General features: G+C 66.6%; 29 protein-coding genes and 2 pseudogenes. 12 read left to right on the top strand and 19 right to left on the bottom strand.

Annotated elements, in window-relative coordinates:
- The first annotated feature begins 5 nt into the window (after positions 1 to 5).
- Positions 6 to 1235 (top strand): FAD-dependent oxidoreductase, encoded by a 1230-nt coding sequence (locus OG874_RS42230; RefSeq protein WP_330252608.1) that lies wholly within the window; start codon positions 6 to 8, stop codon positions 1233 to 1235.
- Here OG874_RS42230 and OG874_RS42225 read toward each other — a convergent pair.
- The gene (locus OG874_RS42225; protein ID WP_330257651.1) at positions 1225 to 2760 is read right to left on the bottom strand and encodes a flavin-containing monooxygenase; all 1536 of its coding nucleotides are present in this window, start codon (positions 2758 to 2760) and stop codon (positions 1225 to 1227) included. The genes OG874_RS42230 and OG874_RS42225 overlap by 11 nt on opposite strands.
- A gap of 96 nt (positions 2761 to 2856) precedes the next feature.
- Between OG874_RS42225 and OG874_RS42220 the strand changes: the two genes are divergently transcribed.
- Positions 2857 to 3873: an AraC family transcriptional regulator gene (locus OG874_RS42220; RefSeq protein WP_330252607.1), complete on the top strand. Its 1017-nt coding sequence runs from the start codon at positions 2857 to 2859 to the stop codon at positions 3871 to 3873.
- On the opposite strand, the gene bla is transcribed toward OG874_RS42220, so the two are convergent.
- Together bla and OG874_RS42210 are read right to left on the bottom strand one after the other, a co-directional pair.
- Positions 3874 to 4803, bottom strand: coding sequence for a class A beta-lactamase (gene bla, locus OG874_RS42215; RefSeq protein ID WP_442943226.1), 930 nt, complete (start codon positions 4801 to 4803; stop codon positions 3874 to 3876). It lies immediately after the preceding gene.
- A 119-nt stretch (positions 4804 to 4922) separates the two neighbouring features.
- Complete coding sequence (locus OG874_RS42210; RefSeq protein WP_330252605.1) at positions 4923 to 5924, bottom strand: zinc-binding dehydrogenase; 1002 nt, start codon at positions 5922 to 5924, stop codon at positions 4923 to 4925.
- Between the two features lie 196 nt (positions 5925 to 6120).
- On the opposite strand from OG874_RS42210, the gene OG874_RS42205 reads away from it, so the two are divergent.
- From OG874_RS42205 to OG874_RS42190, 4 genes are all read left to right on the top strand, one after another.
- Positions 6121 to 6387 carry an AfsR/SARP family transcriptional regulator gene (locus OG874_RS42205; protein ID WP_330252604.1) on the top strand — a complete coding sequence of 89 codons (267 nt, stop codon included), beginning with the start codon at positions 6121 to 6123 and terminating at the stop codon, positions 6385 to 6387.
- 55 nt (positions 6388 to 6442) lie between these two features.
- The gene (locus OG874_RS42200) at positions 6443 to 6988 is read left to right on the top strand and encodes a YdcF family protein (RefSeq protein WP_442943225.1); all 546 of its coding nucleotides are present in this window, start codon (positions 6443 to 6445) and stop codon (positions 6986 to 6988) included.
- A gap of 103 nt (positions 6989 to 7091) precedes the next feature.
- Entirely contained in the window at positions 7092 to 8684 is a 1593-nt protein-coding gene (locus tag OG874_RS42195) for a GMC family oxidoreductase (RefSeq protein ID WP_330252603.1), read from the top strand.
- 19 nt (positions 8685 to 8703) lie between these two features.
- A complete protein-coding gene (locus OG874_RS42190; RefSeq protein WP_330257649.1) occupies positions 8704 to 9432 on the top strand; it encodes a VIT1/CCC1 transporter family protein in 729 nt (242 codons plus the stop codon).
- Positions 9433 to 9437: 5 nt separating this feature from the next.
- Here OG874_RS42190 and OG874_RS42185 read toward each other — a convergent pair whose 3' ends face one another.
- The 3 genes from OG874_RS42185 to OG874_RS42175 form a co-directional block, all read right to left on the bottom strand.
- Positions 9438 to 9593 (bottom strand): DUF6131 family protein, encoded by a 156-nt coding sequence (locus tag OG874_RS42185; RefSeq protein ID WP_330252602.1) that lies wholly within the window; start codon positions 9591 to 9593, stop codon positions 9438 to 9440.
- 11 nt (positions 9594 to 9604) lie between these two features.
- Entirely contained in the window at positions 9605 to 10084 is a 480-nt protein-coding gene (locus tag OG874_RS42180; RefSeq protein WP_330252601.1) for a hypothetical protein, read from the bottom strand.
- 243 nt (positions 10085 to 10327) lie between these two features.
- Entirely contained in the window at positions 10328 to 11353 is a 1026-nt protein-coding gene (locus tag OG874_RS42175; RefSeq protein WP_330252600.1) for a DUF418 domain-containing protein, read from the bottom strand.
- Between the two features lie 140 nt (positions 11354 to 11493).
- Between OG874_RS42175 and OG874_RS42170 the strand changes: the two genes are divergently transcribed.
- On the top strand, positions 11494 to 11799 hold the full coding sequence (locus tag OG874_RS42170) for a DUF5313 family protein (protein WP_442943223.1): 306 nt from the start codon (positions 11494 to 11496) through the stop codon (positions 11797 to 11799).
- 318 nt (positions 11800 to 12117) lie between these two features.
- On the opposite strand, the gene OG874_RS42165 is transcribed toward OG874_RS42170, so the two are convergent.
- The 5 genes and pseudogenes from OG874_RS42165 to OG874_RS42145 form a co-directional block, all read right to left on the bottom strand.
- Entirely contained in the window at positions 12118 to 12327 is a 210-nt protein-coding gene (locus OG874_RS42165) for a hypothetical protein (RefSeq protein ID WP_330252599.1), read from the bottom strand.
- A 174-nt stretch (positions 12328 to 12501) separates the two neighbouring features.
- Positions 12502 to 13242, bottom strand: a complete 741-nt coding sequence (locus OG874_RS42160) for a hypothetical protein (protein ID WP_330252598.1) — start codon at positions 13240 to 13242, stop codon at positions 12502 to 12504.
- Positions 13243 to 13467: 225 nt separating this feature from the next.
- Positions 13468 to 13671: pseudogene (locus tag OG874_RS42155) on the bottom strand (ionic transporter y4hA); the annotation flags it as partial.
- 82 nt (positions 13672 to 13753) lie between these two features.
- Entirely contained in the window at positions 13754 to 14149 is a 396-nt protein-coding gene (locus OG874_RS42150) for a nitroreductase/quinone reductase family protein (RefSeq protein WP_330252597.1), read from the bottom strand.
- 122 nt (positions 14150 to 14271) lie between these two features.
- Entirely contained in the window at positions 14272 to 15075 is an 804-nt protein-coding gene (locus tag OG874_RS42145) for a transglutaminase-like domain-containing protein (RefSeq protein ID WP_330252596.1), read from the bottom strand.
- Between the two features lie 92 nt (positions 15076 to 15167).
- Here OG874_RS42145 and OG874_RS42140 point away from each other — a divergent pair, with 92 nt between their 5' ends.
- Positions 15168 to 15836, top strand: coding sequence for a phosphate signaling complex PhoU family protein (locus OG874_RS42140; RefSeq protein WP_330252595.1), 669 nt, complete (start codon positions 15168 to 15170; stop codon positions 15834 to 15836).
- 48 nt (positions 15837 to 15884) lie between these two features.
- Here OG874_RS42140 and OG874_RS42135 read toward each other — a convergent pair.
- The 4 genes and pseudogenes from OG874_RS42135 to OG874_RS42120 all read right to left on the bottom strand — a co-directional run.
- A pseudogene (locus OG874_RS42135) lies at positions 15885 to 16052 on the bottom strand (thioesterase family protein); the annotation flags it as partial.
- Positions 16053 to 16260: 208 nt separating this feature from the next.
- Positions 16261 to 17094: an RNA polymerase sigma factor gene (locus tag OG874_RS42130; protein WP_330252594.1), complete on the bottom strand. Its 834-nt coding sequence runs from the start codon at positions 17092 to 17094 to the stop codon at positions 16261 to 16263.
- Positions 17067 to 17405 (bottom strand): hypothetical protein, encoded by a 339-nt coding sequence (locus OG874_RS42125; RefSeq protein ID WP_330252593.1) that lies wholly within the window; start codon positions 17403 to 17405, stop codon positions 17067 to 17069. Before OG874_RS42125 ends, OG874_RS42130 begins: the two co-directional genes overlap by 28 nt.
- A 256-nt stretch (positions 17406 to 17661) precedes the next feature.
- Positions 17662 to 18534, bottom strand: a complete 873-nt coding sequence (locus OG874_RS42120) for a haloalkane dehalogenase (protein WP_330252592.1) — start codon at positions 18532 to 18534, stop codon at positions 17662 to 17664.
- A gap of 701 nt (positions 18535 to 19235) precedes the next feature.
- On the opposite strand from OG874_RS42120, the gene OG874_RS42115 reads away from it, so the two are divergent.
- From OG874_RS42115 to OG874_RS42105, 3 genes are read left to right on the top strand one after another with little or no spacing between them, the layout of a single operon-like run.
- Entirely contained in the window at positions 19236 to 19949 is a 714-nt protein-coding gene (locus OG874_RS42115; RefSeq protein ID WP_330252591.1) for an HNH endonuclease family protein, read from the top strand.
- 35 nt (positions 19950 to 19984) lie between these two features.
- Positions 19985 to 20209, top strand: coding sequence for a hypothetical protein (locus tag OG874_RS42110; protein ID WP_330252590.1), 225 nt, complete (start codon positions 19985 to 19987; stop codon positions 20207 to 20209).
- Between the two features lie 3 nt (positions 20210 to 20212).
- Positions 20213 to 20353, top strand: a complete 141-nt coding sequence (locus tag OG874_RS42105; RefSeq protein WP_330252589.1) for a hypothetical protein — start codon at positions 20213 to 20215, stop codon at positions 20351 to 20353.
- A gap of 1 nt (position 20354) precedes the next feature.
- On the opposite strand, the gene OG874_RS42100 is transcribed toward OG874_RS42105, so the two are convergent.
- Genes OG874_RS42100 through OG874_RS42090 form a run of 3 tightly spaced genes read right to left on the bottom strand, consistent with a single transcriptional unit; the run spans position 20355 to position 22212 of the window.
- Positions 20355 to 21374 carry a zinc-dependent alcohol dehydrogenase family protein gene (locus OG874_RS42100; protein WP_330252588.1) on the bottom strand — a complete coding sequence of 340 codons (1020 nt, stop codon included), beginning with the start codon at positions 21372 to 21374 and terminating at the stop codon, positions 20355 to 20357.
- Between the two features lie 11 nt (positions 21375 to 21385).
- Positions 21386 to 21784 carry a cupin domain-containing protein gene (locus tag OG874_RS42095; protein ID WP_330252587.1) on the bottom strand — a complete coding sequence of 133 codons (399 nt, stop codon included), beginning with the start codon at positions 21782 to 21784 and terminating at the stop codon, positions 21386 to 21388.
- Entirely contained in the window at positions 21781 to 22212 is a 432-nt protein-coding gene (locus OG874_RS42090; protein ID WP_330252586.1) for a hypothetical protein, read from the bottom strand. Before OG874_RS42090 ends, OG874_RS42095 begins: the two co-directional genes overlap by 4 nt.
- Before the next feature lie 133 nt (positions 22213 to 22345).
- Here OG874_RS42090 and OG874_RS42085 point away from each other — a divergent pair, with 133 nt between their 5' ends.
- Entirely contained in the window at positions 22346 to 23152 is an 807-nt protein-coding gene (locus OG874_RS42085; RefSeq protein WP_330252585.1) for a helix-turn-helix domain-containing protein, read from the top strand.
- Positions 23153 to 23370: 218 nt separating this feature from the next.
- Here OG874_RS42085 and OG874_RS42080 read toward each other — a convergent pair whose 3' ends face one another.
- Positions 23371 to 24294 (bottom strand): LysR family transcriptional regulator, encoded by a 924-nt coding sequence (locus OG874_RS42080; RefSeq protein WP_330252584.1) that lies wholly within the window; start codon positions 24292 to 24294, stop codon positions 23371 to 23373.
- Positions 24295 to 24353 lie beyond the last annotated feature (59 nt).

The following is a 24353-nucleotide window of genomic DNA, read 5'->3' as shown; positions in this document are numbered from 1 at the left end:
ACACCATGAAGAAGGCACTGATCATCGGCGGCGGGATCGCCGGCCCGGTCACCGCGATGGCGTTGCAGCGGGCGGGAGTGGAGCCGATCGTGTGCGAGGCCTACCAGGAGGCCGCGGCCGAACAGATCGGCGCATTCCTGACGGTGGCGGTGAACGGGCTGTCGGCGCTGGCCCTGCTCGACGCGCAGCACGTGGTGACCGATATCGGATATCCGACCGCCACGCTGTCGTTCTCGACCAGCGCGGGCAAGCACATCACCGATATGCCGATCGGCGGCACACTCCCCGATGGCACGGTCACCCACAGCATCAAGCGGCGCGATATGTACCGGGCACTCAATGCCGAGGCGACCCGGCGCGGGGTGCGATTCGAGTACGACAAGCGGCTGGTGGACGCCACCGCGACCGCCGACGGCGTACGCGCGAGCTTCGCCGACGGCACCACGATCGAGGCCGACGTGTTGATCGGCGCGGACGGAATCCGCTCCCGCACCAGGGAAATCATCGATCCGGCCGCACCGAAGGCGCATTTCCTCGGCATCTACGGGCTCGGCGGCTTCGTCACCGATCGGGGACTGCACCGCGAACTCGGCCTGCGTCCCGGCATCTACAACATGGTCTTCGGCAAGAAGGCGTTCTTCGGCTGCTTCGTCGCACCGGACGGCGAGATCTGGTGGTTCGCCAATATGCCCAGTGCACAGGAACTTTCAGGCACCGCGCACACCACGTCGGCACAGTGGCGCGAACAGCTCGTCGCGTTGCTATCGGCCGATCGCGGCCCGGCGGCCCGCATCGTCGCCGCCACCTCGGACGACACCTTCGTCCCAGCGTTCAACCAGTACGACATGCCGACGGTCCGGCAGTGGCACAACGACAACATGGTGATCGTCGGCGATGCCGCGCACGCCGTGGCCTCCTCTTCCGGTCAGGGCGTATCGATGGCCGTGGAAGATGCTGTGACACTGGCGATCTGCCTGCGCGATATCCCGGACACCGCCGCGGCCCTAGCGGCCTACGAAGACCGCCGCAGGGCGCGGGTGGAGCGGGTCGTCGCCTATGGCGCGCAGACCAGCGGCGACAAAGCGTCGAATGGCCTGGGCCGACTCATAGTTCGGCTGCTGACCCCGTACTTCCTGAAGAAGGCGGCCAAATCTGGTGTTGCCCCGTTGAATTGGATGTTCGACTACCGCGTCGGCTGGGAGACCCAGCCGGTGGCACGGCAATTCAGCGACTGACCGTCAGATCACGCTGACGCACCGCAGACTTCGGTGTCGACGCCAGCGTCTTCGACAGACTGGTGCGCATCGTGGTGGCGGAGTCGAGCAGGTAGTTCTGCCGTACCTTCCACGGATGCCGGTCGCCCTGCCGGGGAAAGTCCGCGATCGAGCGCTGCACATAGCCGGCGGCCAGATCCAGTAGCGGACGCTCGTCGAGCTTGCCGTCCGGCTTCGGCACTACCGCGGCATAAGCTTTGCGGTCCATATGGTTCAGGACTTTGCACACCAGCCGGGAAGTCAGGTCGGCACGCAGGGTCCAGGAGGAATTGGTGTAGCCGATGCAGACGGCGAAGTTGGGCACGCCGGTGAGCATGGCCCCCTGCCAGACGAACTGCTCCGACAGGTTCACCGCCCGACCGTCGACCCGCAATGCGATGCCGCCGAAGGCCAGCAGCCGCAGCCCGGTCGCGGTGACGACGATATCGGCCGGCAGGACTCGGCCGGACTTGAGCCGGATCCCTTCGGGCACAAAGGTTTCGATGTGATCGGTGACGACCTGCGCCTTACCCTTCTTCATCGCCTTGAAGAAGTCGGCGTCGGGAACGGCGCACAGGCGCTGGTCCCACGGGTCGTAGGTCGGGGTGAAGTGTTCGGCAACGGCCTGCTCATCCTTGAGGATTCGGGTCGTCAAGCCGGTGAGCAATTTGCGAGCCGCCTGCGGACGGCGGCGGCAGTACTGGTAGAAGCCGATGCTGAACAGGATCTTCTTGGTGCGAATCACCCGGTGCGCCAACTTCGGTGGCAGCAACTCGCGGATCTTGTCGGCTTGCTTGTCACGACCGGGGACGGCACTGATCCAGGTCGGCGTGCGCTGCAGCATGGTCACCGACTCGGCCTGATCGGCCATGGCGGGCACCAGCGTCACGGCGGTGGCGCCGCTGCCGATGACGACGACGCGCTTGCCTGCGTAGTCGAGTTCTTCGGGCCAGAACTGCGGATGGACGACCTGCCCGGTGAACGAATCAATTCCGGGAAACTCCGGCGCGTGACCTTGGTCGTAGTTGTAGTACCCGGCGCAGGCATACAGGAAATTGCAGGTCAGGGTGCGATGTACCAGGTCGTCCCCGGCGCGCTGTTCGAGCGTGAGCGTCCAGCGCGCCGACTCGGTGGACCAGTCGGCACCGATGACCTTGCTGCCGTACCGGATGTGCCGGTCGATACCGAACTCCGCGGCCGCCTCCTCGACATAGCGCAGGATCGACGGACCGTCGGCGATCGACTTCGCATCCCGCCACGGCTTGAACGGGTAGCCGAGGGTGAACATATCCGAATCCGAGCGAATTCCGGGGTAGCGGAACAGATCCCAGGTCCCGCCCAGCGACTCGCGCGCCTCCAGCACGGCATAGGTCTGGCCGGGGCATTCGGTCTGCAGGCGATACGCGGCGCCGATGCCGGATAGCCCAGCGCCGACGATCACGACATCGAGGTGCTCCGGAACTACGGCAGTCTCCGGCCCACCTGCCACCCGGCCACCACCCCTCATCGAATCGCTGCGCGATGCTGGTCTCATTGCTCCAGTCTGCGAGGACCTAGGACTGAATTCTTGACTTTGCACGACAAGTATTTGATTCTGAGCGACATGTCGGTGATTCGGTCCGCAGGGCTGCGTGGGTTTCGCGCGACGGTGGCCGAGCTCGGCGGGAACGCGGAGGAGTTCGCCACCGCCGTTGGGCTGCCGATCGCGGCGCTCGACGCCGACGATCTGCTGGTGCCGGATCAGGCGGTCGCCGCAGTACTGGAGTTGGCGGCCCATCGGCTCGACTGTGCGGATCTGGGGCTGCGCATTTCGCAGCGTCAAGACCTCGACATGCTGGGGTCGCTGGCGCTGGCCATCCGGAATTCACCGACACTGACCGACGTCTTCGAATGCTCGTCGCGCTACTTGTTCCTGCACGCGCGCTCCCTCAGCCTGACGCTGCAGCCCGACCCGTATGGCGATCGCGGCGTCGTCGCAGTGCGCTACGGCGTCCAGCCCGGCCTGCCGACACCCGTCCAGGGCACCGACCTGGGGCTGGCCTTCGTGCACCGCACCATCCAGCGGCTGGCGGACGATCGCTACGGGCTGCGCTCGGTCGAGTTGCCGTACCGCCCGGCCGCATCGATCGCCGTCTACGAGGAATGCTTCGGCGCGCCGGTACGGATCGAACGTCCCGCGGCGGTGCTGCGGGTGCCGGGCAATCTGGTCACCCGCCCGCTGAGCGGCGGCGATGAGAATCTGCACCGCTTGGCCATGGCGTTTCTGGCCGAACAGTCCGGCGGCGCGGACGCCTCGATCGTGCCGAAGGTGCGCGCCGCCGCCCAACAGCTACTTGGCACGACTCCCCCGGAAATCGCCGCCGTCGCAAGGCTTTTGACGATCCACCCGCGCACGTTGCAACGTCGCCTCGCCGCCGAGGGCAGCTCGTTCGCCGGCATCCTGGACACCGTGCGCCGCGATGAGGCCCGCCGCTACCTGACCACCACCGATATGCCGATGAGTCAGGTCGCCTCGCTGATCGGCCTGTCCGAGCAGGCCACGTTCACCCGGTGCTGCCGAAGATGGTGGGGCACAACACCTACTGCGGTTCGCCGCGAAGGCGCGCACCATCGGCCGTAGCTATCGCAGCTGTCCCACAACCTCTTTGGTCGCCTCCGCGACCAATGCGTTGTCCGCCTTGGCATCTGGCGCGGTATGGGTGGTCAGCACGGCGATCACGATCGGTGCGGCGCTATCGGCGGGCCAGGTGACGGCCACATCGTTGGCCGAACCGTAGTCGCCGGTGCCGGTTTTGTCGCCGGTCTTCCATCCGGCGGGCAGGCCGGCGCGAATGCGACTGTCGCCGGTGGTGTTGGCGACCAGCCACGCCGTCAGCTGTGCGCGCTCCGGCGCGCCGAGTGCGTCACCGACGGTCAGTGCCCGATAGTCGGCCGCGATCGCCGCGGGCGTGGTGGTGTCCTGCTCGTCACCGGGAATGGCGGTATTGAGCGTCGGCTCCCAGCGATCCAGCCGGGAGACCTGGTCGCCGATGGACCGCAGGAACTGCGTCAGGCTCTGCGGGCCGCCGAGCAGTTTCAGCAGTTCATTGCCCGCGGCGTTATCGCTGCGGGTGATCGCGGCATCGCACAACTCGGACACCGACATACCGGTCTCGATCCGGGTGCCGGTGACCGCCGAGCCACCCGCGGCCGCGACATCGGCCTGGGTGAAGTGGATGATCTGCTCGAAATAGCCAGTGGCGAGCGGATGTTCGCGCAGCAGCGCGGCGCACGCGAGCGTCTTGAACGTCGACATCATCGCGAACCGCTCGTCTTGGCGGTAACCGACAGTCTTTCCCGAAGCGGTGTCGACCGCGAACACACCGAGCCGGGCCTGATGCTGCTGCTCGATACCGGTGAACTGGGCCGAAGCGGCCGCCATGGTCGGCGCTACCGGAGCCGGATCATTCGCTTCGGACCCGCACGCGCCGATCAAGGGCAACGTCACCATGGTCAGCACGACGGATCTCACGCGCGTCGAGGTCCATCCGCTCCTACCGATCTTTGTCATGGCGACACGACAGCACAGTCCTGGCACGACTGTCCAAGACCGACGCGGCCGAAAGTCGATATCCCCACCGATATCGTCGCAGCGTAGAGCCCCGAGGCCGCATTGACGAGTCCGGCGAACTACGTCACTCGCAGTACCGCCTTGCCGCGCAAGGTGCGCGCGGCCAAGGCTTCGAACGCGTCCGCGGTCTGCGCCCAGTCGAGCGTCAGGCCGATGAGTGGCGTGAGACGACCATCGGCGACCAGATCGGCGAGTATGCCGAGGTCTTCACCCTTGGTCTCCTCGGGGACCGGGCTGATGAAGCCGACGATATGCGCGTTCCAGCCCTGGGCGTAGAAGTCGGCCAGGTTCAATTCGGCTGCGCCACCGATATTTCCGTACCAGGCCAGGTGTCCGCCGGGGGCTATCCGGCGGATGGCCTGCGCGGTGATGGGGCCGCCGATGCCATCCAGGATCAGATGGAAGGGGCCCAATCCTGCGTCATCCAGGGAAGTTACGATATGCCGTGCACCCAGGGCACGCGCCTCGGCCTCCCGTTCCGGGCTGCTGACCAAAGCGGTCACCCTGGCTCCCGCGGCAGCGGCCAACTGCACCGCGTACTGGCCGACGCCACCGGTCGCGCCGGTGATCAGGACCTGTCGGCCGAGCACAGCGCCGCCGACCCGCAATGCCCGCAATGCGGTCAGGCCGGCGATGGGCAGGGCCGCGGCGGCCTCGAAGGAGACGCGGTCGTCGAGCACGGCCGTACAGTGCACCGGCACCGCAACGCGCTCGGCCCAACCCTCCCAATCGAGATAGCAGACCACTCGATCGCCAACGGCCGGCCCCTTACCACTGGCGGCCGCTCGGACAACTACACCAGCGACATCCTGACCGGGCCGCCAGCCGTCGGGACGGCGAGCGATCAGATTGGCTTCATCATGGTTCACGGCGTATGCGCGAACCGCTACGACCACCTCGTCGGCCGCCGGATCCGGTTCGGGCAAGTCGTCCGCCAGCCGCAATCCGCCGCGCGCCGCCGGGTCGGTGATGAAACCGCGCATGACACCGTCCTTTTCGACCAGGCCGAGCCATCCGCAGGTCCGGCCCGACAGCCGCACTGTCCGTGCCGAATCCGGCACATTCGGCTACCCTATCGGCGGCGGCTGGACAGCACCGAGCGCGAGTGCTCAAATATCCCCGCCCGATCTTTCGCGGGTAATCGGTAACCGGTCCGAATCAGCGCCGGGCGCAGCGCGGCGATCGCACGTGGCACCGGATCCTCGCCCCAGATCCCTTCGATCAATTCCGCGGCGGTGACCGACTTCCCGGCTGCTGGTGTCGGTCGGCGACGGTTACGCGCTGCGGATCGCACCGGGCGCCACCGATATCGAGGCGGTCGAAGCCCTGGTGGCGACCGCCGAACGCGCCGAAACCCCGGACGCGGCCCGCACGGCTTTGATCGACGCGCTGGCCCGCTGGCGTGGCCCTGCGCTGAGCGGTTTGGCCGGTCCGTTCGCCGACCGGCAGCGCACCCGGCTCGAGCAGTGGCGATTGGCAGTAGCCGCTCGATGGCGGCGGCGTCGGCGTTCTGGAATGCGGTGATGTACGCGTCGAGGAGTGCGCGCTGCTCCGGGCGGATTTCGGTATCGTCGGAATCGTGCCCGGCCTACGACGAGCTGGTTTGCTATTCGGTGCACTGCTCGCCCTGGTCGCAGTCCTCGGTGTGGCGGGTCTGCCGGTGTATGTGTATCCGCAGACCGATCCGTTGCGTCCGGCCGACGCGATCGTGGTGTTGGGCGGCACCGCGTATGAACGTTTCGAACTCGGCCTCGATCTCGCCGAGCGCGGCTACGCGCCGCAGCTGCTGATATCACGATCCACCGGCGAAGACGATTCGGTGATGGACCGGTACTGCGCGCCCCGATTCGAGTTCACCGTCAGCTGTTTCGTACCGGATCCCTGGACGACCGACGGCGAGGCGCGTGAGATCAGGCGACGGGCACGGCTTTACGGTTGGCACCACATCATCGTGGTGACCTACACCCCGCATGTGTCCCGGGCCAGGTACATCGTGAGCAAATGCTTCGACGGCGAGTTGACCATGGTGGCCAGCCCGAGCGAGAGCGGCGTGAAATTCTGGACCTGGATGTACATCCGGCAGTCCGCGGGCTATGTGCGGGCATTCTTCAGCCGAGGCTGCTGAAGCGGAAACGAACGGCTGCCCGGTCTCCTACAGTTGATGAGCCCCGCGCGCGTCGTAACGGACGCGACAGCGGGGTGGATACGGTTGTTGGGAGAGGACCGCCGTGCGAATCGATGAGCTGCGAGCGGTCGGTGACGACGACCTGGCCGCCGATGTTGTCATTATCGGATCCGGGCCCGCCGGGCTGACCATCGCGACCGAGCTGGCCGGATCACCCCTGCGCGTACTGGTTTTGGAGAGCGGCGGTCGGACCGCGACCGAGGAGGTCGACGCACTCGCCGATATCGAGAATGTGGGCGCGCGCCGGGCGCAGTCGGATCGGGCCGCGGGCGACCGGATCCTCGGCGGCGCCTCCCATACCTGGAGCGGACGCTGTGGCCTGCTCGACGACCTCGATTTCCGCAGCCGCCCTTGGGTTTCCGGCTCCGGCTGGCCGATCGACGCGGTGGCGCTGGAGCCGGTGCTGGCGCGCGCGGCCGACCATATCGGGATCGGCTATGGCAGCGGATTCACCGATGACGCGTTCTGGGAGCTGGCCGGTCGCACCCGGCCCGCGCACGCCCTCGACCCGACCCGATTGCGCCCGTACTTCTGGCAGATCAGCCGGGATCCGGCGGATCCGTTCGATTGCAAGCGGTTCGGCGCGCATGTGAAAGATCTTGTCGCACCGAATGTCCGGGTGCTGGTCGATGCCACCGTCACCCATATCGACACCGATCCCGAAGGCTCGCGGGTGGTTTCGCTCCAGGTCGCCGGAACCGATCCGCGACCGCGAACGGTACGCGCGACGACTTTCGTGCTGGCCACCGGCGGTATCGGAAATCCACGACTGCTGCTGGCTTCTCGGCGCATCGTGCCCGAGGGCATCGGCAATCGGCACGATATGGTCGGTCGCTATCTGATGGACCACCGCTGCGGCGCGGTCGGTGAGCTGAATCCAGCCGTGGCCGACAGTGCGTTGGAGCGCTTCGGCAAATACGTGGTGAAGAACCCGCACGGCAAGCACACTTTTCTGCACGGCGTGGCATTGTCACCGAAGATCCAGGAGGCCGAGGGGCTGCTCAATTGCGCGCTGTGGCTGCAGGAGGTCCCCGCCGAGGACGATCCGTGGGAGTCGGTGAAGCAGTTGCTGCGCGGTCGCGGCGACCGGCATGACGCGCGAGTCGCGATGACCAATCCCGGATTGCTGCTGGCCGGCGCGCGGCGCAGACTCATCCAGCACACGGGGCTGCCGCACAAACTCGATCGAATCGAGTTGCGCTGCATGGTCGAACAGCTGCCGAATCCGCGCAGCCGGGTCACCCTGGCCGAGCGCACGGATCGGCTCGGCGTACCGCTGGCGCGGGTGAACTGGCGCGTCAATCCACAGGAGGATCACACCGTGCGCCGGGCGGCGACGCTGGCGGTCGAGGAATTCGCGCGGCTGGGATATCCGGCACCCGCGCTGTACGAGTGGGCCCGCGCGGACAGCACGCAGGCGCCGTTGCTCACCGACTGGGCGCATCCGACCGGGACCACCCGGATGTCGGCGGACCCGAGTACGGGCGTGGTCGACCCCGACTGCCGGGTGCACGGGATGGCGAATCTGTTCGTCGCGGGCAGCTCGGTATTCCCGACCACCGGCCATGCCAATCCGACCCTGACGATCGTGGCGCTGGCCATTCGACTAGCTGATACTTTGCGGAGTTTGGCATAGTCTGCGCCTCATGGACGAGATGAGCGGCGGTTCCGGAAGCGGTGCGTCGCATCCGCACGAACCGCATGTCAAAGGCTTCGCGTCCCGGCTGAACTGGTTGCGCGCGGGGGTGCTCGGCGCGAACGACGGCATCGTTTCGACCGCGGGTCTGGTCGTCGGTGTCGCCGCGGCGACGACCAGCGCCTCGGCCATCTTCACCGCCGGCATCGCCGGACTGACCGCCGGCGCGCTCTCGATGGCGGTCGGCGAATACGTTTCGGTCAGCACGCAGCGGGATTCGGAGCGTGCGCTGCTCGCCAAGGAGCGCAGGGAACTCAAGGAAGAACCGGAGTACGAGTTGGCCGAACTGGCCGACATCTATAAAGCGAAGGGGCTGTCACCGGAGACAGCGCGTCAAGTGGCCGAGGAGTTGACCGCCTACGACGCGTTCCGCGCCCACGCCGAGGCCGAACTCGGTTTGGATCCGCGGGATCTGACCAATCCGTGGCAGGCGGCCATCTCCTCGGCCATCTCGTTCACCCTCGGCGCACTGCTGCCGCTATTGGCAATCATCCTGCCGCCCACCACCGCCCGCATCCCGGTGACGTTCGCGGCCGTGCTGGCGGCGTTGGCGATCACCGGGTCGATCAGCGCCCGCCTCGGTGGCGGTAACCGCGCACGCGCGGTGTTGCGCGTGGTGATCGGTGGTGCGCTGGCGATGGCGGTGACCTACGGCATCGGACAGCTGGCGGACGTCGCCGGGGTGTGACTCATTCAGTAATAGTGCCGCCGGCCGCCGACCGGGCGGCCCACCGATCCGACCAGCGCGAGAATCGCGCCGATCAGCAGCAGGATGATTCCTGCGGTGGTGAGCAGTGAAATACCCAGCAGATAGCCGACAATGAGGAGTATCAATCCGAGGACGATCATGGTCGTTTTCCTTACTTGGTCGTCTTCACCGTGGTGCGGCCGGATGTTTCGACCGGCGCCGTTCCGGTGGGCCGGCGCATGAACCGATTCCAGCTCCACACCGACTTTCCGCTCGGCGGCGTGGTCGCCGTCGGGCCGGATGGTTTGGTGACAGACGGTTTGGCAGCGGGTGGTGCTCCGGCGGGTGGCCGTTGCGCCGCCTTATCCTTGGCCGCCATCTCGCGGCGCGACTGCCGCAGCTCGCGGCGGACCACACTATTGCGGCGGGAACTGCGCCAGACACCTGCCAGCAGCAGGCTGAGTCCGAGCATCCCGATCGCCCCGATCGCCATTCCGTAGAGGAAAAGTTCCCCCGCGGAGGCGGTGAAGTGATAGTCGAATACTCCGAAATCGCTGGTTGACGTACGAACTTCGCCCGTATTGGCCGCCACTCCAGCGACGCCGATAACTACCGCGCCGATGAGGACGACGAGCCCGATGATAATGATCATGACAATCCCGTTGCGCTGGTTTACATTACAACTTCGCTATGCCCGGTAATTCGACAGTTAAACACGCACCCGGCGCGGCGGTTCGGACATTTGCCCAGCGTCGCCCGAGGTCGAGGCGAGCTGCCGCAGCCCGACCACCACGGCGACAACGACACTCGCGCCGTCGAGCAGTCGCGGCCAGTCGGCGCCCGCATCGTCCAGTGCGACACCGAGTTCCAGCCGATCAATCCGAAACAGATTTCCCTAGCGGCTGCGCCCATAGGGCTGTGAGAGTTCCCAGCGCTGCTGGCGCGTCAGGCGATTGGGCACCAGCTGCCACCAGGTCACACACCGCCAGACCCATTCGAGCGGACCGTAGCGCAACCAGCGCAGCCAGTAGTAGCTGACGGTGGCCTGTACCGCGATGATCGCGGCGGCCAAGCCGAGCAGTGTGCCGTAATGGTTCGAATCGGACAGGCCGAGCCAGGGATCAGCGGCGAGGATCAGGGTGGTCGCCGAGACGTAATTGGTCAGCGCCATGCGACCCATCGGCTCGAGCACCTCCGCGAAAAGCTCGCCGGTTTCGGTACGCAGGAACAGCAGCAGTCCGGTCAGATACGCGAGCGCGCCGAGCAGTCCGGCCACCGGTGCCGCGCTGCCGGTCCACAGGTTTGTATAGGGCGTGCGGTACTCCCAGACTCCCGCCACCAGGGCAGCGGGCAGGGCCAGCGCGAACACTACGGCGAGCCACCAGCCGTGCTCGCGCAGGTTGTCGGCAAGGCCGAAGCGATCGGCGGCGAAGCCGAGCAGAAAAAGGCCGGGTACCAGCCCTAGTCCGCCACCGAGGGCGACGGCCACCCCGATCGTGCCGACCAGCCCGGCCAACAACAGCACCCAGCGCGGCAGACCCGAGGCGGGCAGCAGAATCACCAACCCGACGATCGCGTACGGGAACAGCGCCTCACCCGGCCGGAACACGTGGTGGATCAGACCGAATATGCCGAGTGCGACGAGCCTGCGGACCAGCACTACGCGCGGACGCGCGGTGAGTTGCGCGGCGCGGTCGAGGAACAGCGAGAAGCTCAGTCCGAACAGGAACGAGAAGATCGGGAAGAACCGGCCCTCGAACAGCACCGACAGCACATGCCGAGCCGGATCGACGGTGCCGGGCCCGATGGTCGCCCGCATATCGGTGAGCTGCCAGATATCGACCACCAGAATCCCGCACAGCGCGAAGCCGCGCGCGGCGTCGAGCTCGTGGATGCGCCGGTGCGCACCGTCGCGATTCATGCATCCACGCTATCGAGGACCCCGTCCCGGATCCCGCTCATCGGATGCGGTGTCGCGGAGGAGTTGCGCGAAGTACTGACCCGGGTCAACGAGGCCGCACGGCGAGCGAGCGACCCGGCTACATCACGAGGAGTGCACGCATGAGGAGACCCGATCCCATCCAGTGGATCGGCTACGCCGTCGGGCGTCGGCTGCCGGATTCGTTGCGCGAGTGGGTGCGCAACGACCTCACCGGCAAGTACGCGACGCCACGGCATATCGTGCGTGGCCTGGTGCCGTTCACGCCGCTGTTCGCCGTATTCCTTTTCTTTCCAGGGGAATTGTGGTTGCGCGGGTCGATGGTGCTGCTGGCGGTGCTGCTCGCGCTGTTGTACTGGCCCGCAACCGATCCCGCCGCCGAACGCGCGCTCGTCCAGCGCTACGTCTTGCCGGCCTTCGCTGGATAGGCCGGCGCCGCCGCACCCTTGGCCGACGAGTGCGAGTGCGCGGCAGCGGGCGTCCGCTGCGTTGCAGCCAAAATCCGCGACAATCGTGACACAGCTCGAAATCGCCGGGTTCGGCTGGAACTGCAAGCTCAGACCGATATCGAGCGACCGCCGTCGGGCCGGGCTGCCACGTTCACCGGTAGCGGCGAGGGGCCGGGCGGCGAGTAGTTGGGAAGTTGGGCGGTCTGGTCTCGGTCGGCTTGGCGCGCAGGCAGTTTCGCCAGGGCGCGTCTGCTGGGCGGGTCAGTTGGCGGAGTCGTTTTCGGTGCATCGCGGATGTCAGCGCAGGGCCCACGGAGCGATGGCCTGGACGGCGGGCCAGCCGAAGTCTTCGGTGTCTTCGTCCTCGACGAACCAGAGCCAGTTCTGGACCGCGCGCACCAGGGTCCAAGCCTGGGCACGGTCCGGATCGAGTCCGGCGATATCGACGACCGTGGCGAAGCGGTCGTCGAGGGTGGATTCCGATCGACGGTTCCAGAGCAGAGACAAGGTGGTGAATTCGATGTCGCCCGCCAGCGGGCCGCGAGTTCGGGCAGACCGTCCAGCCAGGCCCGGGCCGCGGGCTCCATCCTGGCGAGACGATCGGCGAAGAATTCGGGGACAACAATCACCAACCGAGCATCTCAGCTGTGTCGAACGAATTTCACCGCCGCACCTGCGCAATCACGGCAGGCCGGGTAGGGCGGGCAGGCCCGGCAGGCCGGGCAGGGCGGGCAGCTGCGGCAATTCGGGCAACGGATTCTCCGGGACCGGTGGCGGGTTGGGCACCGCGCTCTCCGGGACGGTGCTGGGCACCGGGTTCTGCGGAACCACTGAGGTCTCCGGGAAGCCCCGGTCCTGCGCGATACAGATCCAGTGACCATCAGAAGTCAAGCCCCACTGGGCCACGATGCCGCCGTGCGAGCAGTCGTCGCCGATCTGATGTTCGTCACGGCCCTGCTCCTGTGGGATGCAGATCCAGCGACCGTCCGAGGCCAGACCCCACTGCGCCACGATGCCGTCATGGGAGCAGTCGTCGCCGACCCGGTGCGGATCGCCGCCCTGCCCTTGGGGGACGCACACCCATTGCTCGTTGCGCAGGTCCCATCGGGCGATGATGTTGTCGTGCGAGCAGTCGTCACCACGCTTGCGCGCCGGCTGCGCCGCAGAGGTCGTCGAACGATTGCTGGGCGGCACGATCGGGGGCGCGGGGGCGAGCCGGACAGTGGTCACCGAGGTGGATTTCGCGGTGGATGTGGCCGACGGCTTCGGTGTGTCGTTCTGCGAATCCTGATTCGAGCGCAGCAGCAAGGCAGTCGCGACCACCAGCGCGAGCACGGCGGCGATGACGGCCGCGATAGTTATGACGAGCGTGTTGTCGGTACCGCGATTACCCCCGGGTGTACCGCCGCCGGATTCCACCATCGCACCGCCTTCGTTCCGAGTAGGTCCTACCTTCACGAAAAGCTCTGCTGGCAGGCTACCGAAGTCGGGTTGCGAAAGATCAGCTTTCGCGGCGCGTGTTCGCCCAGGTAGCGGCTCATTCGACGCCGCCCGACCGCCTCGACGAGATCATCGAGCACCTGACCGAACCGCACCGGACTGGGCGCGCTGGTCGTCGTCGCGGGGTCTGGCCCGCGATCACAACGGCTATGGACTGGCGGCGAGAAACACAAAGGCGGAGAACAGGGCCAAGTGGACACCGCCCTGCAGCAAGGTCGCCCGACCCGGCACCACGGTGAGCACACCGACGACGACCGTCAGCGCGAGCAACATCGGCGCCGCTACCACCACGACCACCCCGGCACCCGGCAGAGATCGCCCCCAGGTGGCGGCCAGGGCGATCGCGGCTAGGAGAGGAACGAATACGGTCCAGCGGGAAGTCGACGCACCGATCATGACTCCATCGCGTCAGCGGGTCCGCATTCGATTACGGTCAGTCGTCCAGATCGATCCGAACGGTGAGCAGATCTGTACCGAACAGGGCGACGGCAGCGCTATTGGCCTTGGGCAAGGACCGTAAGCGGGCGCGCGGATCATCATCCGGCACCAAATGCGCGGTGCCGGTGTGCCAGTGGCCACGCAGGCGAAGTCGAACTCGGTTGTTCGCCTTGATATTTCGGATGTACTGCGAGCGCTCGCCGAATTCGGAGACGAGCCAGAATTCGTTGCCGACCCGGCGGCCGCCGATCGGCGTGATGCGTGGCTGACCACTCTTGCGTCCGATGGTCTCTAGCAACTGCTGGGTGGGCAGCCTGCGCAGTATGGGATTCCCCACACGTCGCTGCATTGTCGAGACCAGTCGATGCTTGGTATCTCGCGCATTCGGCATACTTCGACGCTAGACCGCTGGGGGTGCGACCGCCAGCATCCACGGTACGAGTCGGCGCGGTGTCGGACTCGGTGCGCGGTGGGCAATGGGACCCTGAGCGTTGCGGTCGGGCCAGGTCTGGGTCAGACGATCGAGACCGGGTCGACGCCATTGTCGAATGGCAGGAAGCCCTCGATGATCGCGTTGACCCAGATGTTGTTCACGAAGACCTCGCCACCGTGGTTGTCCATGAACGCGGCGTCGGAAGCGTCTCTGCCCGTGGCGATTCGGACCAGTGATGAGCGCGGGGCGAGGCCGGTGGCGTCGAATGCACGCCACATCCCATCGACGTAGGCCTCGGCGACGGCATGGAAATCCATCGGAAACAGGCCCGGCGCGTATACGGCCACCATTCGGGCGGGCACTTTCAGCGCGCGTAACAGGGCCACGATCAGGTGGGTGTAGTCGCGGCAGACGCCCGCGCCGGATAGGAGGGTCTCCACCGCGCCGTCGGTGGGGTCGCTGCTGCCCGCGATGTAGCGGATGCGGCGGCGGGCCCAGGCGGTCACCGCGGCGGCGAGTTCGGCAGGCGCTGCGGCACTGTCGAATTCGGCGGCGGCGAAGCCGAAGAGCTTGTCGGACTCGGCGAAACGACTCGGGCGCAGATAGAGCGCGAGATCGTAGTCGGAGACCGGTTCCGGATGCGCGGTGCCGAGCACGGTGGCGCGGTAGTGCACCTGCAGATTGCCTGTGCCGGAATCGAATTTGTGGATGCGGGAGCCGTGCGGACCGGAAATCTCCTGCGGCCAGATCGTGCGACCGTCCAGTTCGAACACCAGCGACTCGTTGAGCTCGAGCCCCGGCTGCCTGGCGGCGGCGACCTGGAACTCGAGGGTGGTCGGCGCGGCGATACCGATGTCGAGGTGGGCCGAGACATCGCGCTGCACCTCATAATCGTGCCAGCCGAAGGCCACACATTCCGGCCAACCGTGTGAACGACTCGAGATTTGTGTACTCGACGGCGCCTCGATAGGCGACAATGTGCCGAGTGCGGACCCAGTTCACTCGCGAGCTCATCGCGTTGACCAATGATTTGACGCTGATGTGTCGGCTCGCCCACGATGCCGCCGAGCGCGTCACCGCCGCGCTCGGCGACGCCGACCTCGCCGCCACCTATGAGGCCTTCGCGCTCGACGAGCAGCTACAGAAGATGTACTCGGCCTGCGAGGCCAGGACCGTGGTGCTGCTCGCGCTGCAGGCGCCGGTCGCGCGCGACCTGCGCCACGTCGTCACCGCGACCCAGATCGCCAGCGAGTTGTCCCGGATCGGCTGGCTGATCAGCCGGGTCGCCGACCAGGTCTACAAGTGCCATCCCGAACCCGTTGCACCCCAACCCCTCATGGACATTCTCACCACCATGGGCCGCCTGGCCGCACACTGCACCGCTCTCGCGGGCGAATCGGTCGCCACCGGACACCAATCCCCCACCCCCGAATCCAGCGGCCCCGCGATGGATCAACTGCACCAGCAACTGCATTCCGCCCTGGCCAACCCAACCCTGACCCACCACACCGAAGCCGCCATCGATATCGCCATGGTCGGCAACCACTTCGAACGCTGCATCGACCACACCGCCCGCATCGACCGCCTGATCCGCTTCCTGGACACCGGAATCCCACCCACCGCCCAACCTTCGAACACCGAATAGGCTGCGACCTTAGTTGACGGTGATCGAGATCGGGTCACCGAGGCATTACGGATGTTGTCGCACCGCGCTCACCATGGTGGCCGCGGTGATGCCACCAAACGGGCCGACCATGTTGGCGTACTCCGGAGTCGTACGCCCGCCGAAGTTTCCGTCGCCGTCCGGAGTCAGGGCGATGGCGCTGTCGAACGCATGGCATGCGGTGACGGTCGAAGTCATGGGCGATCTCCTCGATATGCGGGTCTGTAGGCGCGAGGGCACAGGCCGGCGTCAGCTGTGTGATCGTCGGTGTCCGCTCCTCGTCGATGAATCAAGACCCGATGAAGGTAGCCAACGATGCAGGCCTCGCCGCTCGGCTGTAGACGTTGTCCGAAGGACTGAGCGGCGTGCGATTCACCGCCAACGCCTGATCCGGCCGAGAAGCTGTTCAGTCGAGTAGCGGAAAGCGACCCGAACTCAGCAGCCCCGCGATCGCGGCCATCTTGGCCCGGGGTGCCGCGTAGTCGGGATGGATCCGGATCACCGCGGCGGCGTCGTGCAAGCGGATCATCTGCTCCTCGGCCTCGCTGACACTGCGACCACCCGGACTGACCGCATGTCGGGCGAACGCGGGCCGCTTCGGATCGACGCGCCCGAGCGCCAACGCCTTGTCCACCCGCCGGGAGCAGCGGCAGAACGCCTCCGGATTTGTCACCCCGCACGTCGAATTCAGGAAGGTGCCGATGCGTTTCTTGGCCCGCTCCAACCGCTTTCGATACGCGGGTGCGGTGATTTCCAGAATCCACGCCGCATCGGCGGAGCCGAGTTCGAAGACCTCGCCGAGTACGAAGGCCACCCGCTCGTCGCGGGCCAGGCACTGCAGCATGGCCTGGGTGCAGTTGAGCCGCACCTCGTGCGAGAGCACCTCGGCCTCAGGTCCGCGATAGTCCTCGGCCGCGAGTCCGTCCGCCAATCCGTCCCGATAGGCATCGAGGCTGAGTTGCGCCGCCTCCTGCGGCGTCTGCCGCTGCAGGTTCAGCAGATAGTTGACCCCGATCCGATAGGCCCAGGTCAGCAGCTTCGCCTCAGCACGCCAGGTCGCCAGATTGCCGACCACCCGCAACAGGATCTCCTGCGTCGCATCCTCGGCCTCCGCTGGCCGCCACACCATCCGCAACGCCAACCGATACAGCGGATCCTGCAGCTGCCGAACCACATCCGAGATCGCTACCGCATCACCGGCAACAGCCCGATCTACCAGCTCCCGCTCGACAGCCCGCACCGCCGCGCCACCCTCGACACCAGCCGATCCGTCTGCGGCGGCACCACCTTCCACACCAGCTGACTCGTCGGCTGCGGCACTGCCCTGCCCGCCAGCCGATCCATCAACCACGGCCCCACCCCGCGAACCAGCCGATCCATCAGCGACGGCACCACCCTGCGCGCCAGCCGATCCATCAGCGACGGCACCGTCCCGCGCGCCAGCCGATCCGTCAATGCGGGCACCACCCCGCGAACCAGCCGATCTATTAGCGACGGCACCACCCTGCGTGCGAGCTGACTCGTCAGCGCCAGCATGCTCGTCGACAGCACCGTCCACATCGAGCGCTTCGAGCGCTTCGAGCGCTTCGAGCGCGGAGGCTGCCTCGGACATCGGTAGCTCGGATTCCACCGCTCAATCCTTCGGCGTGATCCGATCACGCGCAAGCGCGCGGGGTGGGGCGTGGTGCGCGGCCTCGGATCAGCCGCGGGTGCGGCGACCACGCCCGATCGGTGACAGCGCGGATCCGTGGGGCTCGCGGAAGGCCCCAGCGCCGCGGACCTCGACACCCGCACCGACCGCGCCCACTCACACCGCCGCGGCCGCCGTCGTCAGCGAGTGCGCGCGCAACCAGGTCGCCACGGCCGTCCCGATCGCATCGGGCTGGTCCTCCGGCGCGTGGTGTCCACCTTCGCCGACCGACACGACCTCCGCACTGGCGAAAGTGTCGGCGGCCCAGGCGATCACCTCCGGCGAACCGAGACCGACGCCGTTGTCGAGCGCCATGATGAGCTTCGGGACCTCCGGCGTCCGCGCGGCCCATTGGTCATAGTTCTGCACCAGCACAACCACATCAGCGGGATCTCCGTCGAGCGGAAACTCACGCGACCAGGCCAGCATCGGCTTGCGCGATTCCGGCGTCGGGAATGGTGCACGGTAAACGTCGTGATCTTCCGGCGACAGATCGGCAACCCCCCTCGGCAGGTTGAACTCGATGAACATGTTCTCCGCCAGCACCATGCGCTCCCCCTCGGCCGTCCGGAACTTGCGGAACAGCTCGGCACCCAGCGGCGGGAGTTCGTCCCAGCGCATCGGCCGCAGGAAGGTCTCGATCAGCGCGATGCCCCGGATGCGGTCGGGATGCCGTGCGGCCCAGTGCATGCCGAGCGTTCCGCCCCAGTCGTGGCCGACGATGACGACCTGATCGAGGCCGAGCGCGTCGAACCAGGCATCCAGATAGCGAGCCTGGTCGGCGAGGCGGTAGTCGCTGTCCGGCTTTCCGGACGCGCCCATGCCGATCAGATCCGGTGCGAGCACCCGGGTTTGCGCGGCGACGTGCGGGATCACGTTGCGCCACAGGTGCGATGAGGTGGGGTTGCCGTGCAGGAACACCACCGGCACCGGACCAGCGCCGGTATCGGTGTAGTTGATGAACGAGTCGAGAACGTCGACGGTAGCCATGATGGGTGTCCTTCCGTGGTCCGGCTTTCTGCCTTCACCCGGTTTCGACACAGGCTCGGGACCCGCTGTGACCGCCATTCGATGTGACGCTCGCCACTGTCCGCGCGGCCAGTTTCCGCGACCTCCCCCGACCGACCGGCACACAACCGCAGGTCAACTTTTTTGCGTAGATCAATAGTACTTATTCCACCAGCATCTTCCACCATTCAGGAGATTCTCAGACTTAGGTAAAGCGTTTGCAAAGGAATCCAGCTTCATCTACTGTCTGTCTACGTAAGAACAATGAAGTTCCCACAGACCGTCACGAGAAGTCACCCGCGGCACGAAACGGCTTGACGAGACTCCCCTCATCAGTCTCGTGGTGCCGTGCGAACGGATAAACCGGACTGGACACCCGGCCCGTTCACTCGACCGCGGAAAGCTCCTCGTGACACGACCACCCCTGAGTCGGCGCCGGCACGGCGACTCAGGGGTGGTTTTGCGTGTGCCGGGCACGAACCCGTTGCCACACATAACGTCGTTCCACTGGATGTGCTGAACGTCATACGCCACAATCAGATACGGGACGATCAGCCGCAGGTAGCTTGACGCCCGACAAATTCATCGGTGCGAGGCTAGGAAGTTCGATCTCTGTGAAGTGGTTTTCGTCCCGCACCACGCGTCGCGTTTTCGCTGTTTGTGCGCCCGTTGTCCTGGCCGTAGTGGCCGCAGTCGCTTATTCCTTCTTCGACGAATGGACCGGCAAGAACGGCGGCCAACCACCCGGTTCGGCAAGTGCCGCAACGATTTCCGGTAAGGACATCACCGCGTTGCTCGGCCAACTGGTCGACGCGCCGGAGGCATCGATGGACGGCTACAGCCGGGAGAAATTCCCACACTGGGACACCAACACGCCCGAACACGGCTTCGGCACCGAGTACACCCAGTACAGCAAATGCACCACCCGAGACGTGATGATGCTTCGGGACGCGAGCGGCTCGGTCAAGCTCGACCCGAAGACCTGCCAACTCACCGTCGGCAAGGACGGCGGCTGGCGCGACCAGTACGGATTCCTCGATTCGAAGACCGGAAAACTCAAGCCCTACAAGTGGATGACCGACCCGGCCACCGTCGATGCCGAGCACATCGTCCCACTCGCCGAGGCATGGCGCTCGGGCGCGGCCAAGCTCGACGAAAATACCCGCCGCAACATCGCCAACGACGCCGTCAACCTGATCGCCTCCGACCCCTCGGCCAACCGATCCAAGGGTGACCAGGACGCCGCGAACTACCTGCCGCCGGGAAATTTCCGGTGTGGCTATCTCGAGCACTACGTCAAGATCAAAGTAAAGTATGCGCTGACCGTTGATCCCGCCGAACACACCGCACTGCGCACCGCAGTCGATGACTGCGTCCGTCGAGGAGAGTTCAAATAACCGACATCATCGAGCTTTCCGCCAGAGCAGCCGTCATGACCGCAGAGGAAGGAACGGTCTCCGGCGAGCTCGATGTCACCGTCGACGAGACGGGCAAGGGCCTGGTCCGCTACCGCGAGACCCAGACCTGGTACACCATCGGCAATATCGAGGCGGAACCGCCGCGCACCTGGGCCGATGTCGGTGAGCTGGCGGCCGCGATCGAAGCCGCCGCCGGAATCCGTGACGTGACGGGCAATATCGTGCCCTTCGAGGCCTGACCCGTGACCAATTCGGCCAGGCCCAGCAATGCGTACCGCTGCACCTACGTGACCAGGCAGATCCAGGTCGAGGCGGCCTATCGGCTCTGGGACACCCAGGCCGAAAAGGACACCATGACGCGGCAACTCAGCGGCTGCCCCTGAATCAGGGCATCGTGATGACGACTTTGCCGAACGGATTGTCATCGCGGAAGTAGCGGTACGCCGCCACCGCATGGTCGAGCGGAAACATCCGATCGATGACCGGGCGCATGCGGTGTTCGGTGATGGCCCGGTTCATCGCCTCGTACTGGTCGCGGCTGCCGACGGCGATCCGGCGGATCGCGAGATACGGTCCGACGAACGGGTTCTCGAGCGGCTGTCCCTTGGGCAGCTGCGATGCGCCGATCATGGTGATCATCGCGTTGTACCCGGCCGAGCGCACCGATTTCGACAGCGTGGGCAGCCCGACGGCCTCCACCACATGTTCGACGCCGAGGCCGTCGGTGAGTTCGAGAACCTTCTCGTCCCAGTCGGGCGTCTCGCTGCGGTCGACAGTCTCATCCGCACCGAGCTTGCGCAGCCGCTCGGCCTTCTCCGGGCCGGAGGTGATCGAAATAACCCGGGCACCCAGCATTTTCGCGTGCTGCACGGCGAACAGCGCGACATTTCCGGTGCCGACGGTCAATACGGTCTCGCCCTGTGCCACCGATACCGGTGCGGTCAGCGCGGCCCAGGCGACGACTCCAGCGCAGGTCAGCGTGGCCGCCTCGATATCGGTGAGATGTTCGGGGACATGCACCACCGAATCCTGTTCGACCAGTGCGTAAGTGGCGAGCATGCCGTTGTAGTTGGCACCGTACTGCTCGGCGACGTGCGCCAGCCGCTGCGGCCCATTGATGAAGCGCACAAAGTACGCCGCACTCACCCGATCGCCGAGCACGGCGCGAGTCACATTGTCGCCGATAGCGATAACCTCCCCCACACCATCGGACAGCGGAATGATGCCCGGGGTAGCCGGCAGCGGATAGCTACCGTCCATCAGCATCAGGTCACGCCGGTTGAGCGAAGCCGCCCGCACCTTGATGACAACCTGATTCGGCCCGGGCTGGGGCACATCCTGCCCGCGAACGGTCAACCCATCCAGACCGTGCGCTGGATCGAGGTGGTAGGCAACGGCATTCATGATCTGCTCTCTCAGTGATCGGCAGTAACTGTGGCGGGCACGAACAGCGCTTCGAAGGGCGCATCCCCGACACCGACGGTGACGTGCCCATGCCCGTCGGTGTCCGCGACGTGGACGAGATCGCCGGGGCCGAAGCGCCGCTGGCGACCGTCACTCGTCGTCACCTCGATCACGCCCCGCAGCATCACGACCCATTGCTCGGCCGGGGCCGGATGCGGGTCGCTGTCGAATTGCGCACTGCGCAAATAGGTCACGGCCGACGACAACCCGGCGATGGCCATCGCGGGAACGCCCGCGGCGAGGGTGCGATCGGCCAAGTCGAGTTCCGCGTCGACGAATCGGGAGCCGCCGTCAGCGGTGCGCACGATCCGGCTGTATCGCAACGTCGTCGCGAGCTCCTCCGTGCTCATCGCACGCCCTCGATGAACTGGTGGTCGGAGGTGATGCGGCCGTCGGGGGCGAGGCCGATCACCTCGTAGCCGCCGCCTGCGACGGAACCGTCGGCGCGGGCGACCATCGACCATGGGAGGCCGATCAGACCCGCGGGTAGGCGGGTGGCCGCTCCTACCTCGAAGAGGTATTCGCCGGACGCTACGAACATCTCGTAGGCGCGGGTCACCCGTGCCTCCATCGCGTCGTGGCCGCGCACCTCCAGGGCGGGTACGGCGAAGTTCAGTTGTTCGGCCGACTCCCGGATCTCCACCGGGGGATCGACCAGGGTTTGCGCGCCGGTGGGGGCCCAGATCTCGTGGATCAGCTTGCGGCGCAGTTCCGCGTCGGACTCGTTCCACTGGGCCATGTAGCGCTGCGCGAAGTGGGTCAGGTCGTTGTTGCTCATGGCACTGAGTTTTGCGAGCGCGGCGTCGCGGCGCGATTCCCCGCAGGGAATGACGCCGATGACGCCCGGAGGTGGTCTGGTGATTCCCTCTCGGGAATGGCGCGGACCCTCAGCGTCGGATATCACTTGAGTCATGACGACGGTGGTGGAGCCGAGCCCGTTCGCCCAGCAGCTACGGCACTGGCGAACGCAGCGGCACGTGAGCCAACTCGACCTGGCCATTCGCGCCGACACCAGCCAGCGCTATCTGAGCTTCCTGGAGCAGGGGCGCTCGCGCCCGGGTCGCACCATGGTGGTGCGGCTGGCCGAATCGCTCGAGCTGTCGCTGCGCGAGCGCAACGCATTGCTGCTCGCCGCCGGATACGCACCAATCTTCCCCGAATCCGACTTGGACACACCGGAATTGGGTCCGGTGCGCGCCGCGCTGGAGCGCATCCTCGACGGGCACCTGCCCTACCCCGCGGTCGTCACCCGCCCGCACGGCCGACTCGTCGCCGCGAACGCCGCCCTCGACATCCTCACCGACGGGGCCGCGGCGGAGCTGATCACCCCGCCGATCAATGTGCTCCGCTTGGCCCTGCACCCCGATGGGCTGGCTCCACGCGTGCGGAATCTGCCCGAATGGGGGCGCCACGTAACCGAAAGCCTGCGTGGCAAGGCCCTGCGCAGCCCCGACACCCAGCTCGACGAGTTCATCGCCGAACTCGAGGGCTATCTCCCCGAGGCGAATCCGGGCCCCGACCACCTCGGCTTCGCCGTCCCCTTACGCCTGAGCAGCCCAGACGGCGACCTCCGCCTGATCACCACGATCACCAGCTTCGCCACCGCCGTCGACATCACCCTCTCCGAACTCCACCTCGAGGCCTTCCTCCCCGCCGACGAACAAACCGCCGAGATCCTCCGCCGCCGCGCCGACCAACGCCAGACCCCCGCCGATTGAGGGCACGACCAGCCATCCCCGCCGATCAGCAGCATCATCGGAGGCTTCGCACCCCGGGTGGACAAAGAGCGTGCAGCCCGAAAGGGCAGCGGCTGTTTCGGGAGCACCGGTCCGCGGCCGTGCGTCCTCACCGATGAGTGCCGCCCTCCGTTCGCAGTTGGTCGCACACGGATATGTGTGCGGTGCTGGGGCCGGCCGCCTACATGTCAGATATAGGTTCACCAGGTGCGGCCGGCGGCTCGTAGTTGGTCGTGGACCAGGTCGATGTGGGAGTGGGAGGCGGGGCCGGGGCGGCGGACCAGGAAGCCGGTGTTGATGGGTGGGTCGGCGGGGTCGAGTAGTGGGATCAGTGCGCCCGAGGACAGTTCGGTGGCGCAGAGGTAGCGCGGGAGGACGCTGATGCCGGCGCCGGCGACGACGGCCGCGGCGCCGGCGCGCAGGTCGGCGACGACGACTGCGGCTTCGGCGGAGAGGCGGACGCCGAATACGTGTCGCCAATAGCGGCGCAGGATGGGGAGGTCTGCGGCGTAGCTGACCAGCGGAAGGCCGGTCAGGGCCGCGGGTCCGTCGGTGCGGAGCCGCGTCGTGTCGATGCGGTCGGCCATTTCGGGTGCGGCGACCAGCACGAACTCCTCGTCGACGAGGGGTTCGGCGACCAGTGCCCGGCCACGGGGACGCACGGTGGACACGATGAGGTCGTAGTGTCCGGCGCGGAGCCCAGCCAGCAGTTCCTCGGACAGCCCAGCGGTGACCATCAGCCGCACCCCGCGCGCGATCAACGGTGCGAGCGCCGGAAGTGCCTGCACCGCAAGCATTTCGGCGGGTCCGGCCAAGCGCACCGGCGGCTGCGGCTCCGGTTCGTCGGGCACGGTACGACCCGCGACCCCGTCGAGTGCGTCCAACGGCCCCGACACCCGGGCCGCCAATTCCACCGCCGCCGCGGTCGAAACCACGCCGCGCGGCAACCGCTCGAACAACCGATATCCCAGCCGCTTCTCCAACGCCTGCAACTGTGTGGTCACCGTCGGCTGCGACAACCCGACCAACCGAGCACCGGCCGTCACCGACCCCGCCCGATGCACCGCCAGGAACGTCCGCAGTTGATTCAGATCCAGACTGCCATCGGAATTCCTATCGCCCACCCACCCAGTGTATTTCTCTCCCGATGATCAAAAAGCCGATCGCGGCCGACCCGATCCGA

Origin of the sequence: Nocardia sp. NBC_00565 (genome assembly GCF_036345915.1) — a bacterium.
In the GTDB taxonomy this organism is placed as follows: Bacteria; Actinomycetota; Actinomycetes; order Mycobacteriales; family Mycobacteriaceae; genus Nocardia.
This window is presented reverse-complemented; position numbering and strand designations above follow the sequence as displayed.